Annotated in this window: 14 protein-coding genes; 8 read left to right on the forward strand and 6 right to left on the reverse strand. The window is 70.4% G+C overall.

Annotation, left to right across the window (positions count from 1 at the left end; translation table 11 throughout):
- Window positions 1–67 precede the first annotated feature (67 nt).
- Window positions 68–379 (reverse strand): hypothetical protein, encoded by a 312-nt coding sequence (locus ACH4TV_RS10875; RefSeq protein WP_398396443.1) that lies wholly within the window; start codon window positions 377–379, stop codon window positions 68–70.
- Window positions 372–1,232 carry a mycothiol conjugate amidase Mca gene (gene mca / locus ACH4TV_RS10880; RefSeq protein ID WP_398396604.1) on the reverse strand — a complete coding sequence of 287 codons (861 nt, stop codon included), beginning with the start codon at window positions 1,230–1,232 and terminating at the stop codon, window positions 372–374. Before mca ends, ACH4TV_RS10875 begins: the two co-directional genes overlap by 8 nt.
- Before the next feature lie 147 nt (window positions 1,233–1,379).
- Here mca and ACH4TV_RS10885 point away from each other — a divergent pair, with 147 nt between their 5' ends.
- Window positions 1,380–1,778 carry a DUF4307 domain-containing protein gene (locus ACH4TV_RS10885; protein ID WP_398396445.1) on the forward strand — a complete coding sequence of 133 codons (399 nt, stop codon included), beginning with the start codon at window positions 1,380–1,382 and terminating at the stop codon, window positions 1,776–1,778.
- 205 nt (window positions 1,779–1,983) lie between these two features.
- Window positions 1,984–2,481: a transcription elongation factor GreA gene (greA, locus tag ACH4TV_RS10890; protein ID WP_398396447.1), complete on the forward strand. Its 498-nt coding sequence runs from the start codon at window positions 1,984–1,986 to the stop codon at window positions 2,479–2,481.
- 234 nt (window positions 2,482–2,715) lie between these two features.
- Here the strand turns inward: greA and ACH4TV_RS10895 are convergent, their stop codons facing one another.
- The 3 genes from ACH4TV_RS10895 to ilvA form a co-directional block, all read right to left on the reverse strand.
- The gene (locus ACH4TV_RS10895) at window positions 2,716–3,522 is read right to left on the reverse strand and encodes an ABC transporter permease (protein WP_398396449.1); all 807 of its coding nucleotides are present in this window, start codon (window positions 3,520–3,522) and stop codon (window positions 2,716–2,718) included.
- Window positions 3,523–3,718: 196 nt separating this feature from the next.
- Window positions 3,719–4,738 carry an ATP-binding cassette domain-containing protein gene (locus tag ACH4TV_RS10900; protein WP_398396451.1) on the reverse strand — a complete coding sequence of 340 codons (1,020 nt, stop codon included), beginning with the start codon at window positions 4,736–4,738 and terminating at the stop codon, window positions 3,719–3,721.
- Between the two features lie 199 nt (window positions 4,739–4,937).
- On the reverse strand, window positions 4,938–6,176 hold the full coding sequence (ilvA, locus tag ACH4TV_RS10905) for a threonine ammonia-lyase (protein ID WP_398396453.1): 1,239 nt from the start codon (window positions 6,174–6,176) through the stop codon (window positions 4,938–4,940).
- 163 nt (window positions 6,177–6,339) lie between these two features.
- On the opposite strand from ilvA, the gene ACH4TV_RS10910 reads away from it, so the two are divergent.
- From ACH4TV_RS10910 to ACH4TV_RS10920, 3 genes are all read left to right on the forward strand, one after another.
- Window positions 6,340–6,846, forward strand: coding sequence for a MarR family winged helix-turn-helix transcriptional regulator (locus ACH4TV_RS10910; protein ID WP_398396606.1), 507 nt, complete (start codon window positions 6,340–6,342; stop codon window positions 6,844–6,846).
- 74 nt (window positions 6,847–6,920) lie between these two features.
- Window positions 6,921–7,424: a sigma factor-like helix-turn-helix DNA-binding protein gene (locus ACH4TV_RS10915; protein WP_398396455.1), complete on the forward strand. Its 504-nt coding sequence runs from the start codon at window positions 6,921–6,923 to the stop codon at window positions 7,422–7,424.
- Complete coding sequence (locus ACH4TV_RS10920; protein WP_398396457.1) at window positions 7,421–7,678, forward strand: hypothetical protein; 258 nt, start codon at window positions 7,421–7,423, stop codon at window positions 7,676–7,678. Before ACH4TV_RS10915 ends, ACH4TV_RS10920 begins: the two co-directional genes overlap by 4 nt.
- A gap of 13 nt (window positions 7,679–7,691) precedes the next feature.
- Here ACH4TV_RS10920 and ACH4TV_RS10925 read toward each other — a convergent pair whose 3' ends face one another.
- Window positions 7,692–8,846 carry a cystathionine gamma-synthase gene (locus tag ACH4TV_RS10925; protein ID WP_398396459.1) on the reverse strand — a complete coding sequence of 385 codons (1,155 nt, stop codon included), beginning with the start codon at window positions 8,844–8,846 and terminating at the stop codon, window positions 7,692–7,694.
- A gap of 153 nt (window positions 8,847–8,999) precedes the next feature.
- Here ACH4TV_RS10925 and ACH4TV_RS10930 point away from each other — a divergent pair, with 153 nt between their 5' ends.
- The 3 genes from ACH4TV_RS10930 (at window position 9,000) to ACH4TV_RS10940 (ending at window position 13,148) form a co-directional block, all read left to right on the forward strand.
- On the forward strand, window positions 9,000–10,118 hold the full coding sequence (locus tag ACH4TV_RS10930) for a hypothetical protein (RefSeq protein WP_398396461.1): 1,119 nt from the start codon (window positions 9,000–9,002) through the stop codon (window positions 10,116–10,118).
- A gap of 247 nt (window positions 10,119–10,365) precedes the next feature.
- Window positions 10,366–12,039: a M48 family metallopeptidase gene (locus ACH4TV_RS10935; RefSeq protein WP_398396463.1), complete on the forward strand. Its 1,674-nt coding sequence runs from the start codon at window positions 10,366–10,368 to the stop codon at window positions 12,037–12,039.
- A complete protein-coding gene (locus ACH4TV_RS10940) occupies window positions 12,036–13,148 on the forward strand; it encodes a hypothetical protein (protein ID WP_398396465.1) in 1,113 nt (370 codons plus the stop codon). The genes ACH4TV_RS10935 and ACH4TV_RS10940 overlap by 4 nt, the downstream gene beginning before the upstream one ends.
- The last annotated feature ends 24 nt before the right edge of the window (window positions 13,149–13,172 follow it).

Consider the following 13,172-nt stretch of genomic DNA (forward strand, 5'->3'; position numbering starts at 1 on the left):
GCAGGGCCCGCGGCAGGGCGAGAGGCGGAGGTGCGGACACCGGGTGCCGGGCACCCGGTGCGGCGTCTCACTCGCGCGCGGAGCCCTTGCCCACGCTCTTGCCGGCGTCCGGTGCGGGCGAGGCCTTCGCCCCGGCACTCGCGGTACCGGCTTCCTCGGGGGCGCCGGAGGGGGCCCGCTCGTCGTCCGGCACCTCCTTGAACTCGATCCGGCCCATCTGCTTGTTCATGGACTTCATCAGCCCCCACACCGCGAGAGCCATCACCGCGAACACGATGAAGCCGAGGACACCGGGGGTCACCTTGTCCTCGTCGACCTCCGCCGCGAGCGGGACGAGGTGCGTCATTGCCAGGCTTGCGCTTGCGCTCATGTCAAGCATTGTCGCGGATGCCCGCAAAGAGGTCGTCCTCGGGGAGGGAAGTGTCCACGAGCGACTTCGCCAGCTCGTACTCCTCCGTCGGCCAGACCTCCTTCTGAAGCTCCATCGGCACCCGGAACCAGCCCCCGTCGGGGTCGATCTGCGTCGCGTGGGCGATCAGGGCCTTGTCACGGATCTCGTAGAACTCCGCGCACGGAACGTGCGTGGTCAGCGTGCGCTCGGTGCGCTCGAACTCCGACCACCGCTTCAGCCAGTCCCCGTACGGCGACTCCATGCCGCGCTCGATCAGCGCGTTGTGCAGCGCCTCGGTGCGCGGCCGGTTGAAGCCCTGGTTGTAGTACAGCTTCCGCGGCTGGTACGCCGGGCCGTACTCCGACTCCGGGAAGGTCTCGGTGTCCGCCGCGCCGTCGAACGCCACCATCGAGATCTTGTGGGTCATGATGTGGTCGGGGTGCGGGTACCCGCCGTTCTCGTCGTACGTCGTGATCACCTGCGGACGGAACGAGCGGATCTGCTTCACCAGCTCGCCGGCCGCCTTGTCGATGTCCTCCAGGGCGAAGCAGCCGTCGGGGAGCGGGGGCAGCGGGTCGCCCTCCGGCAGGCCGGAGTCGACGAAACCGAGCCACTCCTGCTTGATGCCGAGGATCTCGCGGGCCTCGTCCATCTCCTTCTTGCGTACCTCGTGGATGTGCTCCTCGATGTACTTGTCGCCCTGGAGCTTCGGGTTGAGGATGGAGCCGCGCTCTCCGCCGGTGCAGGTCACGACCAGCACGTCCACCCCCTCGGACACGTACTTCGCCATGGTGGCCGCACCCTTGCTCGACTCGTCGTCGGGGTGTGCGTGAACGGCCATCAGTCGCAGCTGGTCAGTCAAGACTCAATCCTCGTAAGTCGGCATCCCGTGTGAGCGGGTGCGATGAGCGGCTTCTATAGTGACCGAACCGAGCGGCCAATAATTCCGGGGCCCGGCAGAACCAGGGCCCTCGCGGAGAGGACGATCATGAGTACGGCGAGCACGCGACTGCCCGAGGGACGGTACGGCCGCTCCACGGACGAGCGCGCCGACCGCAGACTCAGGGTCGCCGCCGCCGTCCTCGGGGCGGTACTGCTCGCCCTGGTGGGCTGGTTCGGCTACCACTACGTCGTCGGCAACAAGATCAGCGCCGAGATCATCACCTTCAAGACGTACGACGACTCGGTCAAGGTCCATCTTGAGGTCCGCAAGGACGCCGGCACGGACGGCTACTGCACGGTCCGGTCCCAGGCCGAGAGCGGCGCCGAGGTCGGCCGCGCGGACTTCCGCTTCGACGGCGGCGACACCCGGATCGACAAGGTCGTCACGCTGCGGACGACGTCCGCGGGTACGACGGCCGAGCTGCTCGGCTGTCACAGCGACTGAGGCCGCTGCCGGGGGTCATTTGCAGGGGCGTCGTCGAGGGTCACCCTCATCACATAGCCACTGACCTGCGCTGACCTATTTCTGATGGCTTATGTCCTCCCCCTTCTGCCGCCGAATTGTTAGGCTCGTGGTTTCGCCCATCCGTGGAGGAACATTCTTCTTGGTAGGGCGATGCTTTGTATCCCAGTACCTACGAGGAGCACCTGTGACCCAGACCAGCGAGAACGTCACCTGGCTGACCCAGGAGGCGTACAACAAGCTCAAGGGCGAGCTTGAGCACCTTACTGGTCCTGCGCGCACGGAGATCTCCGCCAAGATCGCCGCTGCACGCGAGGAAGGCGACCTGCGCGAGAACGGCGGGTACCACGCGGCCAAGGAGGAGCAGGGCAAGCAGGAGCTCCGTGTGCGCCAGCTGACCCAGCTCCTGGAGAACGCCAAGGTCGGCGAGGCTCCGGCGGCGAACGGCGCGGTCGCGCCCGGCATGGTCGTGACCATCGCTTTCGACGGCGACGAGGACGACACGCTGACCTTCCTGCTCGCCTCCCGCGAGTACGCCAGCTCCGACATCGAGACCTACTCGCCGCAGTCCCCGCTGGGCAGCGGAGTGAGCGGCAAGAAGGTCGGCGCGGACGCCCAGTACGAGCTCCCCAACGGCAAGCTCGCCTCCGTGAAGATCCTGAAGGCCGTGCCCTACCAGAGCTGAGCCCTGCCGGGGCCGAGCCCTCGGAATCCCTTGCGCACGCCCTTGCGAGCCCCCGGCGTCCCTGGCTTCTCGCCTTGTGACGCCGGGGGTTTCGTCATGCCCAGTTCCTGGAGCCGCTCGCCGATGCTGGCGCTCAATATGCGAGGGTACGGCGTACGGGAGTTGAGCGTCAGCGCACAACAAAGAAGCCCCCACCCCCGCGGGGATGGGGGCCTGCTCCCTGAGGCAGAGCCATCAACTGTCCGCCCGGCGGTACTTGCGGACCGAGAGAGTGCGGAAGACCGCGATGATCAAGATGGAGTAGATCAGCGAGGCCCAGACCGGGTGCTGCATGGGCCATGCGTCGGACTGGGACAGGCCCGGGTCTCCGAAGAGTTGACGGCACGCCTGAACAGTGGCGCTGAACGGGTTCCATTCGGCGATGTGGCGCAGCCACGGCGTCATCTGGCTGGAGTCTACGAAGGCGTTCGAGATGAACGTCACCGGGAACAGCCAGATGAGACCTCCCGAAGTCGCCGCCTCCGGCGTGCGCACGGACAGGCCGATCAGGGCGCCGATCCAGGTGAACGCGTAGCCGAGGAGGAGCAGCAGGCCGAAGCCGCCCAGGATTTTCCCAAAGTTGGTCGGCTCCACGGAGCCGGGGCGCCAGCCCACGAGCAGCGCGACGATCGCAAGGACGAGCAGCGTCAGGGCTGTCTGTACGAGATCCGCGACAGTACGGCCGGTCAGCACCGCACCACGCGCCATCGGGAGCGAGCGGAACCGATCGATGAGCCCCTTGTGCATGTCGTCCGCGATGCCCGCGCCGGCACCCGCAGTGGCGAAGGTGACGGTCTGCGCGAAGATGCCGGCCATCAGGAAGTTCTTGTAGACCTCCGGGCTGGTGCTGTCGCCGATCTTCATCGAGCCGCCGAAGACGTAGGTGAACAGCACCACGAACATCACCGGCTGAATCAGACCGAACAGAACCATCTCGGGAATCCTGCTCATCCGAATCAAGTTCCTGCGGGCCATGACCAGGGAGTCGGCCATCATGCTCATGCGACCTGCCCCTTCCCGGCACTCACGCGCTGACCTTGACTGCGCGGCGAGTTGAATTGAATCGAAGCTCCGCGAACAGGATTCGGGATTCGGGACATACGCGGCAGGTTCCGCTTGGCGACGACCAGTGAGTCGCGGACCAACTGACTGAGGGGGTTCGTGGGCGCCGCAACGGGCACCGCGTCGGTGACGGCACTCACTTGACGGTCTCCTCTTTGTTTTTCTTCTCGCTCTGCTTCCCGTCCTGCTTCCCGTTCTCCTCGTCCCTCACCTCGGCCACATGGCCCGTCAGGGAGAGGAAGACGTCGTCGAGGGTCGGGCGGCGCAGGCCGATGTCGTCGATCTCGATGCCGCGGGTGTCGAGCTCGCGGATGACCTCGGCGAGGAGCTTCGCGCCGCCGGTGACGGGCACGGTGAGCTTGCGCATGTGTTCCTGGACGGTGACCTCGCCCTGACCCTTGCCGAAGCCGTTCAGCACCTCGGAGGCGGTCGAGATGTGCTCGCGCTCGTGCACGACGACCTCGACGCGCTCGCCGCCGGTGCGGGCCTTGAGCTGGTCGGAGGTGCCGCGGGCGATGACGCGGCCGTGGTCGACCACCGCGATGTCGTGCGCGAGATGGTCGGCCTCCTCCAGATACTGGGTGGTCAGCAGCAGCGTCGTCCCCGCGGAGACCAACTGCTTGATGACCTCCCACAGTTGCTGACGGTTGCGCGGGTCGAGGCCGGTCGTCGGCTCGTCCATGAACATCACGGGGGGTGAGACGACCAGGGCCGCCGCGAGGTCGAGGCGGCGGCGCATGCCTCCGGAGTACGTCTTCGCGGGGCGGTCGGCGGCGTCCGCGAGGTGGAACTGCTCCAGCAGTTCGGCCGCGCGGGCCTTCGCGGCCTTCGCCTTCATCTGGTACAGCTGGCCGACCATCTGGAGGTTCTCACGGCCGGTCAGATACTCGTCGACCGCCGCGAACTGGCCGGAGAGGCCTATGGAGCGGCGGACGGCGTCGGGGTGCTTCAGGACGTCGATGCCCGCGACGATCGCCGAGCCGCGGTCGGGTCGCAGCAGGGTCGTCAGACAGCGGACCGTGGTGGTCTTGCCCGCTCCGTTGGGCCCGAGCAGGCCGAGGACCGTGCCCTCCGGGACGTCCAGATCGACGCCGTCCAGAGCCCTTACGTCACCGAAGGTCTTCACCAGGCCTTCGGCATAGATGGCGCCTGGCATATCAGTTCTCCACGTCGTTGGGGATTACCGCGAAAAGCCTAAATTTTTCTCGGTTGCCCCGCCCGGCGAGCACGAGGAGCATGGGTGGGCGGAGCGTTCGCGTGACACACACCGTAACGCGATGTATCGCGTCTCTCAATGCGTTTTTCCCGGAGCCACCCGTCCGAGTGAGACCGGGCCGAGAACGCCGTCCCCGACCTCAGTCGATGACGGTGTAACCGGCCTCGCGCAGTGCCAGGCCGACCTCGGCGCAGTGCTCCGGACCCTTCGTCTCCAGGTGCAGCTCGACCTCCGCCTCCGTGAGCCCGAGCCGCGGATCGGTCCGGACATGGCTCACGTCGAGGACATTAGCGTCGACCACTGACAACACCCCGAGAAGCGTCGCGAGGGCGCCCGGCCGGTCCGTCAGCCGCAGCCGAACCGCCAGGTAGCGGCCCTGTGCGGCCATGCCGTGCCGCAGGATGCGCTCCAGCAGCACCGGATCCACGTTGCCGCCGGACAGCACCGCGACGACCGGCCCCTCGAAGGCCCCGGGCTCGCTCAGCAGCGCCGCGACCGGGCTCGCGCCGGCCGGTTCCACGACGAGCTTGGCGCGCTCCAGGCAGAGCAGCAGCGCGGCCGACAGCTCGTCCTCGCTGACCGTGCGGACCTCGTCCACCAGCTCGCCGACGATCCCGAACGGCACGTCGCCGGGCCGTCCGACCTTGATCCCGTCGGCCATCGTCGCCGGGTTCCTGATCGACACCGGCCGCCCGGCCGCCAGCGAGGGCGGGTACGCGGCCGCGCCCGCCGCCTGGACGCCCACGATCCGTACGTCGGGCCGCACCGACTTCACGGCGACCGCGATCCCCGCCGCCAGACCGCCCCCGCCGATCCCGACGACGATCGTGCGCACCTCCGGGCACTGTTCCAGGATCTCCAGGCCCACCGTGCCCTGCCCCGCGATGATGTCGGCGTGGTCGAAGGGGTGGATGAGCACCGCGCCCGTGCGGTCCGCGTACTCCTGGGCTGCCATCAGCGTCTCGTCGACGACCTGACCGTGCAGCCTCACCTCGGCGCCGTACTCACGGGTGGCGCTGATCTTCGGCAGCGGGGCACCCTGCGGCATGAACACCGTGGCGCGCACCCCGAGCAGCGCCGAGGCCAGCGCGACCCCCTGCGCGTGGTTGCCGGCGCTGGCCGCGACGACACCGGCGGCCCGCTCCTCGGGCAGCAGCCCGGCGATACGGACGTACGCGCCCCGCAGCTTGAAGGACCCGGTCCGCTGGAGGTTCTCGCACTTGAGGTGCACCGGCGCGCCGACCAGCTGGGTCAGATGCCTGCTGCCCTCCATGGCCGTCACCCGCGCCACCCCCATGAGCATCTTCTGGGCGCCTCGCACATCGTCGAGGGTGACGGGCCGCAGGGAGTGCAAGGAGTCAGCCGTGCTGTAGCTCATGACTCAAGTCTCGCAGTTCACAGGCGTCGACTCGCGGTGTGACCAAGCTCCGAGACTGGTTTGCGCAGCGTCGGTACGGCCCGCCTTCCGGCCGCGTACCCTGTCCCCCAACCCAGCACCCCTTTCATGAAGTGAGCCCCCGGCCATGCCCACAACACCTGAAATGTCGATGGACATGACGACCGTCGGTGACACCGGTCTCCTCGACACACTGCAGCACGAGGTCGCGGTGTTCGCGCGCCGTGCCGAACAGACCCGGCTCGGGGGAGTCGGGCAGGTGCGCAACTCCATGGACCGCGCCGCGTATCTGCTGCTCAACCGCCTCGACAAGGAAGGCCCGATGGGCGTCAAGGCGCTCGCCGCGAGCATGGGCATCGACTCGTCGACGGTCACCCGGCAGGTGGCTCCGCTCGTCGACACGGGCCTCGTCAAGCGCACCTCGCATCCCGAGGACGGGCGGGCGGTCGTCCTCCAGTTGTCCCCGCGCGGGCTGTCGCGACTGGAGGAAGTACGGTCGTCGAGGCGTCAGTTGATGTCCGAGCTGACACACGACTGGGCGCCGGAGGAGCGCGAGGCGTTCTGCACGCTCCTCACGCGCTTCAACAGCGCGCTCTCCGCCCGGCAGGCAGCCCAGGGCATCCCGGTGGGGGAACCGCAGTCGGCTTCCTGACGTGACCCTTGACCGATGGGCGGCACCTGGCCTCAGATGAGATCCGGTCCTTGTCGTACACGGCGGGAGGAACGGTGCGAGAACGGCGGGTGTCTCAGGGCGCCGGCCGGGCCCGGGACTTCGAGGCGTTCGTCGCGGGCGCGGCGGGCCGGCTGCTGCACACGGCCACGCTGCTCACGGCGGAGGCGCCGGGCGACAACCCGCGCGCGCGGCGCCTGCTGACCCACGCCTTCGCGCACACGTACGCGTGCTGGGACCGGATGCGCGGCGAGGATCCGTACGACCTGGCCCGCCGGTACCTCGCCGTGCGCTTCGCGCACGGGGCCTGGCACCAGCACGGCGCTCTCGGCCGGGCCCGCCCGCACCCCGGCAGCGCCCTGGCCCTGCTCACCCCTCAGGAGCGGCTGATCCTGGTGCTGCGGCTGTACGAGGGGGTCGGCGAGCAGCAGACAGCGGCGCTGCTCGGCCTGCCCACGGAACGGGTGCACGCGATCTGCGACCGCGCGACGGCGACCCTCCTGCACCCTCCGCGGGGTCCGGCGCCGGCCGTGACCGGGGCGAAGGTGGTGCCGTCGTGAGCCGGCGGGACCGGGAGGCCGCCGCGCGGCGGATCATGGAGGGCACGCCGCCGGCGGTGCCGCCCGACCTGTGCGCGGACGCCGTACGGCGTGGCAGCCGCATGCTGCGGCGCAGACGCGCGGCACGGCGTCTGATGTGGCTGCTGCTGTTCACCGCGGTGGTCGTCTTCACGATCTGGGCGACGACGGCCCGCCCCTGGGTGGAGCCGCCGTCGGACACGACTCCACCCCTGACGGGCTGGTCAAGCTGGTAGGGCTGTCGGGCGGCTATCCGAGGGCCTGCTGGAGGTCCTCCAGGAGGTCCTCGACGTTCTCGATGCCCACGGAGAGGCGTACGAGGTCGCCCGGGACCTCCAGGGCGGAGCCGACGACGGACGCGTGCGTCATGCGCCCGGGGTGCTCGATCAGGGACTCGACGCCGCCGAGGGACTCGCCCAGCGTGAACACCTTGGCGCGGTTGCAGACCTCGACGGCCGCCTCCTCGCCGCCCTGGACCTGGAACGAGATCATGCCGCCGAACGCCCGCATCTGCTTGGCGGCGACCTCGTGACCGGGGTGCTCGGGGAGCCCCGGGTAGAGAACGCGGGTCACGCGCGCGTGCCGGGTGAGCATGTCGGCGACCTTGGTGGCGTTCTCACTGTGCCGGTCCATCCGGACGGAGAGCGTCTTCGCGCCGCGCAGCACCAGCCAGGAGTCGAAGGGCCCGGCGACCGCGCCCATCGCGTTCTGGTGGTACGCCAGTTCCTCGCCGAGTTCGGCGTCGGCGGTGACCAGCGCGCCGCCGACGACGTCGGAGTGGCCGCCCATGTACTTGGTCAGCGAGTGCACGACGACGTCCGCGCCGAGCGCGAGCGGCTGCTGGAGGTAGGGCGTCGCGAAGGTGTTGTCGACGACGAGCCGGGCGCCGGCCTCGCGGGCGATCTGGGCCACGGCGGCGATGTCGGTGATGCCGAGGAGCGGATTGGAGGGGGTCTCCACCCACACGGCCTTGGTCTTCGGGGTGAGGGCGGCCCGGACGGAGGCGGGGTCGCTGGTGTCGGCGACCGACCACTCCACGCCCCAGCGGGCGACGACCTTCGCGAAGAGGCGGAACGTGCCGCCGTAGGCGTCGTTCGGGATGACCACGTGGTCGCCGGGGCTGAGCAGCGTACGCAACAGGCAGTCCTCGGCCGCCAGTCCGGACGCGAACGCGAGACCGCGGCGACCGCCCTCCAGGGCCGCGAGGTTCTCTTCGAGGGCGGTACGGGTCGGATTGGCGCTGCGGCTGTACTCGTAGCCGCCGCGCAGCCCGCCGACGCCGTCCTGCTTGTAGGTCGAGACCTGGTAGATCGGCGGGACGACCGCGCCGGTGAGGGGATCCGCGGTGTTGCCCGCGTGGATCGCCAGGGTCTCGAAATGCTGACTGATGTGCCTGTCGCTCATGAGGACCGAGCGTAGTGCGCTCGCGGGATTCGTGACGGCCACCGCCCGCCGGGCCCGGTACGGAGGGGTTTCGGGGGCGCTGCGAAGGCCTTCGGGACAGCTTTCGGAGGGACCGGTTGGCCAATTGTCAGACCCGTCTGGTTCGCTTGAGGCATGGAGATTCTCTGGGTGCTGATCGCGCTGGCCATGCTGGGCTTCGTGGTGGTGCCGTTCGTGCGGCGCGGGCGCACCGGTATTCAGCAGGTCGCCCCCGGTGACCCGGACGCGGCGGACCCCGCGAACTACGGGTTCGTCCGGCAGGAGGCGCTGGACATCCGCATGCCCGGCCCCGACCAGGATCTGCTGGACGTCCTGGACGTCGTGCAGCGCACGCAGGACTACAGAGCGGCGGCGCAACTCCTCTCGGGCACCGAGAAGGAGGGCGAGCGGCGCTGGCAGCGGGTGCAGGCCTTCGCGGGTGCGGCGTCGCTGGAGCTGCAGCAGCGGCCCGGCGGGGCGGGCGAGTCGCCGGGCGGGCAGTGGCTGCGGGTGTGGCGGACGGAGGCGCCCAAGGACGCGGGCGGCGCGGCCGTGCACGCGGAGTTCCTGGTGCAGCAGGCGTGGCGGACGTCGACGCCGGGGACGGACGAGTTCCGGATCATCATGGAGGAGGCGAGGTCGGCGTGCGGCGACGCGGCGTTCCTCTCCCCCGGTGACCCGATCCCGTACATCGTCGAACTGTCGGTGGCCCGCGGACTGGCCTACTCCCGGCCGGAGTTCGAGCAGCTCTGGCTGAAGATCCTGGACCGCGCGCCGGAGCACATGGGGGCACATCTCGCGGCCCTGCACTACTGGTGCGAGAAGTGGCACGGCTCGCGCGAGCTGGCGATGTCCTTCGCGGAGGCGGCGGCGGCCCGAGCTCCGCAGGGCTCCCTGCTGGCCGCGATGCCGCTGTTCGCGGTGTTCGAGCACCTCCCCGAGGTGGTCATGGTCAGCAGCTTCTACCAGAGCGAGGTCGTGACGAAGGCGGTCCACGGCGGGCTGTACTCGGTCCACGCGGCCCGCCCGGACGACCCGATGCTGGCCCACGTGCGCCACCTGCTGATCTACTTCCTGGTGCGTTCCGAGCGCTGGGCGGAGGCCATGAACCAGCTGGTGCACGTCGACGGCCATGTGGGCGCCCTCCCGTGGACCCTCACCGCCGACCCGGCGGCGGAGTTCGCGATCTACCGGGCGCTGGCGGTGGCGGGGTACGAGGCGAACGGCGGAAGCCCGGCGACTCTGCTGCGGTGAGGCAGCCGCGGCTGCGGTGAGACAGGGCGGGCGAGCCAGGGCGCCGGGAAGGGGACGGCGGGGGCCGTCCGCGCGAACCCTCGCAGCCCGGCCGGATGTACATGAGCGCCGGGTGGCATGGTCATGTCTTGCCTGGCCATGTCCCCGTAGGCGATACTCCGCTTCCCCCACCCGCCGGTCATGACCCCACCGCTCGGCCGCGCGCCCTTCCTACCGTCCCCGTTCTCCGTGGAGGGATCCCGGCCCGATGGGCTCGACCCTGCGCGCGCTGCGCGCTCTCGTACTGCTCGCCGGCTTCTATCTGCTCGGCGTGCTCCTGCTGGCGGTACTCGCCGGCACCGACTACCTGTTCTTCGCCCACGCCCCGGCCGCCGTCGCGACCAAGCTGGCCGTGGTCTCCGTACTGCTGGCGATCCCGCTGGTCCGCGGTCTGCTCATGCTGCGTACGTCGAAGGGCGAGGTACCCTCGGGGCTGCCCGTGACCGAGGCGGACGAGCCGGAACTGTGGCGCACCGTGCGGGAGTTGGCCGACCAGGTCGGCACCCGCGCCCCGTCCCGCATCGTCCTCATGGGCGACGCCAACGCCGCCGTCAGCGAGGACGCCCGGCTGCTCGGCCTCCTCCCCGGCCCGCGCCGGCTCTATCTCGGCGTACCGCTCATGCAGGGCCTGACCGAGGCCCAGTTGCGCGCGGTCCTCGCCCACGAACTCGGCCACTACGCCGGCTCCGACACCCGCCTGGCCGCCCTCACCCTGCGCGGACGCGTCCAACTCCTGCGCACCATAAGGAACTTCGAGGAGAAGGCGGGGAACACGGCGGCGCGCGAGCAGGCCCGGCAGGAGCGGAAGAACGCCAGGGCCGCGGCCAAGGGCAAGGGCACAGAGGGCCAGAAGACCGACACGGGCCGCGCGGGCATCACGTACCGCACGCTGGCCCGGATCTACACCGCCTACGCCAAGGTGTACCTCCGTGCGACGCTCGCCGACTCCCGCCGCCAGGAGTACGCCGCCGACGCCTCGGCCGCCCGTATCGCCGGCCGCGACGCCACCGCGTCCGCGCTGCGCGAGATCCCGGTGCTGGACGGCGCGTTCGGGTTCTACGTGCGCTCCTACGCCACCCTGGGCGCCGACGCCGGACTACTGCCGCCGCACGGCGAGGTGTTCGGCGGCTTCGGCCGGATACTGAGCGCCCGCCAGCTCGAACTGGCGGGCCTGCGCAGCGAGTTGCCCACGGAGCCGACCTCGCCGTACGACTCCCACCCGCCGGTCGCCGACCGCGTCCGCCGCATCGAGCTGCTCCCCGCCGACGGCCGCGCGGACGAGGCCCACGGCGCGGCCATCGCGCTCCTGGCCGACGAGCGGCGCACGTTCGCCGCCCTGGAGGACGCCGTCCTGACGGAGGAGGTACGGCAGTTCCGCCGCACCGCCGACTGGCAGGAACTCCTCGACGGCGCGATGGCGGCCAACCTCTCCTCCCTCAACACCGCGCTGCACCGGGCCCTGGTCCTGTACACGAAGGGCCGCCCCACCCTGCCGGCCCTCCTCACCCTCATCGACGACGGCCAACTGTGGCAGCTGGCACGCCGGTTGCCGCTGTCGGACGAGGCGGTCGCGGCGAAGGGACGCGCATTCCGTGAGTTCGTACGCCCGACGCTGCACCACTCGCTGCACAGCATGGTGATGCAGGAGTTCAGCGCCCGCTCCCAGGTGCGCTGGGAGTTCTCCTGGGAGCAGTCGGCGAAGGCCCGCCTGCTCCCGGCGCCGGGCAGCAGCCCAGGCGACGGCACCTCCGAGCTCGACGCCGCGATCGGCGCCGCCGTGGACACCGCACTCGCCGACCAGCCGGACACCGCCCCGCTGCGCGCCCTTCTTCCCCCCGCTCCCCGCGACCCCGCCTCCCAAGAAACGGACGCTCCCCGATGACCGTACTGCTGTGGATCCTGGGCATCCTGGCCGTGCCCACGTTGGTCGCCGTGCTGTGGCTGGGCGGGGTGTTCGTGAAGGAGTTCCGCGCCCAGACGTCCGGGGCCGGCGGCGCGGACGATGCCGGCGGCGCCGAGGCCGCCGAGCAGCTCGGGCTGCTGCCCGCCGAGCGGCAGAGCACGAAGTCCGCCGGGCCGTTGCCGGCCGGGTGGGAGGCGGCGCTCGATGCCGTGCGGAACGGCGACTGGAAGGCCGGCGCCGGGCTGCTGGAGGGCATCGGGCGGGACTGGGACCGCCGGTCGATGGCCGTGAGCATGCTGGCCTCGCTCGCGTCGGAGGAGGACGAGTGGCTGATCGCCTGGGAGACCGGCCGTCCCGATGACCCGGACGCTGCCGTGGTCCGAGCATGCAGCACCGTCGGGCTCGCCGGACGGCTCAGAGGGGCCCAGTGGGCCAAGCACACCACGCGGGAGCAGTTCGACGGCTTCCACCGCATGCTGCGGCGCTCCCGTGAGGAGATAGCCCGGGCGGCGGCGCTGAACCCCGACGACCCCACTCCGTACATCAGCGAGATCTCGGTGGCGACCGGACTCGGCTACCCGCACTCCGAGATGGACAAGCTGTGGGCGGAGATCACCGCCCGCGCCCCGCACCACTACGAAGCGCACTGGCACGCACTTCAGTACTGGTGCAAGAAGTGGTGCGGCTCGGAGCAGCTGGCCACCGAGTTCGCGGCACGCGCGGCGGCGTCCGCCCCGCCGGGCAGCCTGCTCACCGTCTTCCCCCTGGTCTCCCACTTCGAGCACGACGACTCGGACGACAACGACGCCGACCGCACCCCCGAGATGATCGCCCGCGTGAACGCCGGCCTGGCCGACGCCGCCGCGGCCGACCCGACCCACCCGCGCCTGCCGGAACTGCGCCACCTCCTGGCGTACTACCTCTCCCTCCAGGACCGCGACGAGGCCGCGATCGAGCAGTTCAAGCTGGTCGACGGGTACGTGAACGCCCTCCCGTGGCGCTACCACGGCGACGGAATGACGGCCCGCTACCTCCGTATCCGGAACCTGTCGGCGCAGGCGGTGGCGGCGGAGGCCGCGGCGAACTGACCCCGGTGGGCCGGGCGGTACCCG

The organism is Streptomyces sp. NPDC020898, from assembly GCF_044333925.1.
Taxonomy (GTDB): Bacteria; Actinomycetota; Actinomycetes; order Streptomycetales; family Streptomycetaceae; genus Streptomyces.

What these genes read in the sequence shown, in the direction of transcription:
- mca (WP_398396604.1), bottom strand. Translation starts at nt 1,232, where the DNA reads ATGGCCGTTCACGCACACCCCGACGACGAGTCGAGCAAGGGTGCGGCC.
- ACH4TV_RS10885 (WP_398396445.1), top strand. Translation starts at nt 1,380, where the DNA reads ATGAGTACGGCGAGCACGCGACTGCCCGAGGGACGGTACGGCCGCTCC.
- ilvA (WP_398396453.1), bottom strand. Translation starts at nt 6,176, where the DNA reads ATGAGCTACAGCACGGCTGACTCCTTGCACTCCCTGCGGCCCGTCACC.
- ACH4TV_RS10930 (WP_398396461.1), top strand. Translation starts at nt 9,000, where the DNA reads ATGGAGATTCTCTGGGTGCTGATCGCGCTGGCCATGCTGGGCTTCGTG.
- ACH4TV_RS10910 (WP_398396606.1), top strand. Translation starts at nt 6,340, where the DNA reads ATGTCGATGGACATGACGACCGTCGGTGACACCGGTCTCCTCGACACA.
- ACH4TV_RS10900 (WP_398396451.1), bottom strand. Translation starts at nt 4,738, where the DNA reads ATGCCAGGCGCCATCTATGCCGAAGGCCTGGTGAAGACCTTCGGTGAC.
- ACH4TV_RS10875 (WP_398396443.1), bottom strand. Translation starts at nt 379, where the DNA reads ATGCTTGACATGAGCGCAAGCGCAAGCCTGGCAATGACGCACCTCGTC.
- ACH4TV_RS10925 (WP_398396459.1), bottom strand. Translation starts at nt 8,846, where the DNA reads ATGAGCGACAGGCACATCAGTCAGCATTTCGAGACCCTGGCGATCCAC.
- ACH4TV_RS10935 (WP_398396463.1), top strand. Translation starts at nt 10,366, where the DNA reads ATGGGCTCGACCCTGCGCGCGCTGCGCGCTCTCGTACTGCTCGCCGGC.
- ACH4TV_RS10940 (WP_398396465.1), top strand. Translation starts at nt 12,036, where the DNA reads ATGACCGTACTGCTGTGGATCCTGGGCATCCTGGCCGTGCCCACGTTG.
- ACH4TV_RS10895 (WP_398396449.1), bottom strand. Translation starts at nt 3,522, where the DNA reads ATGAGCATGATGGCCGACTCCCTGGTCATGGCCCGCAGGAACTTGATT.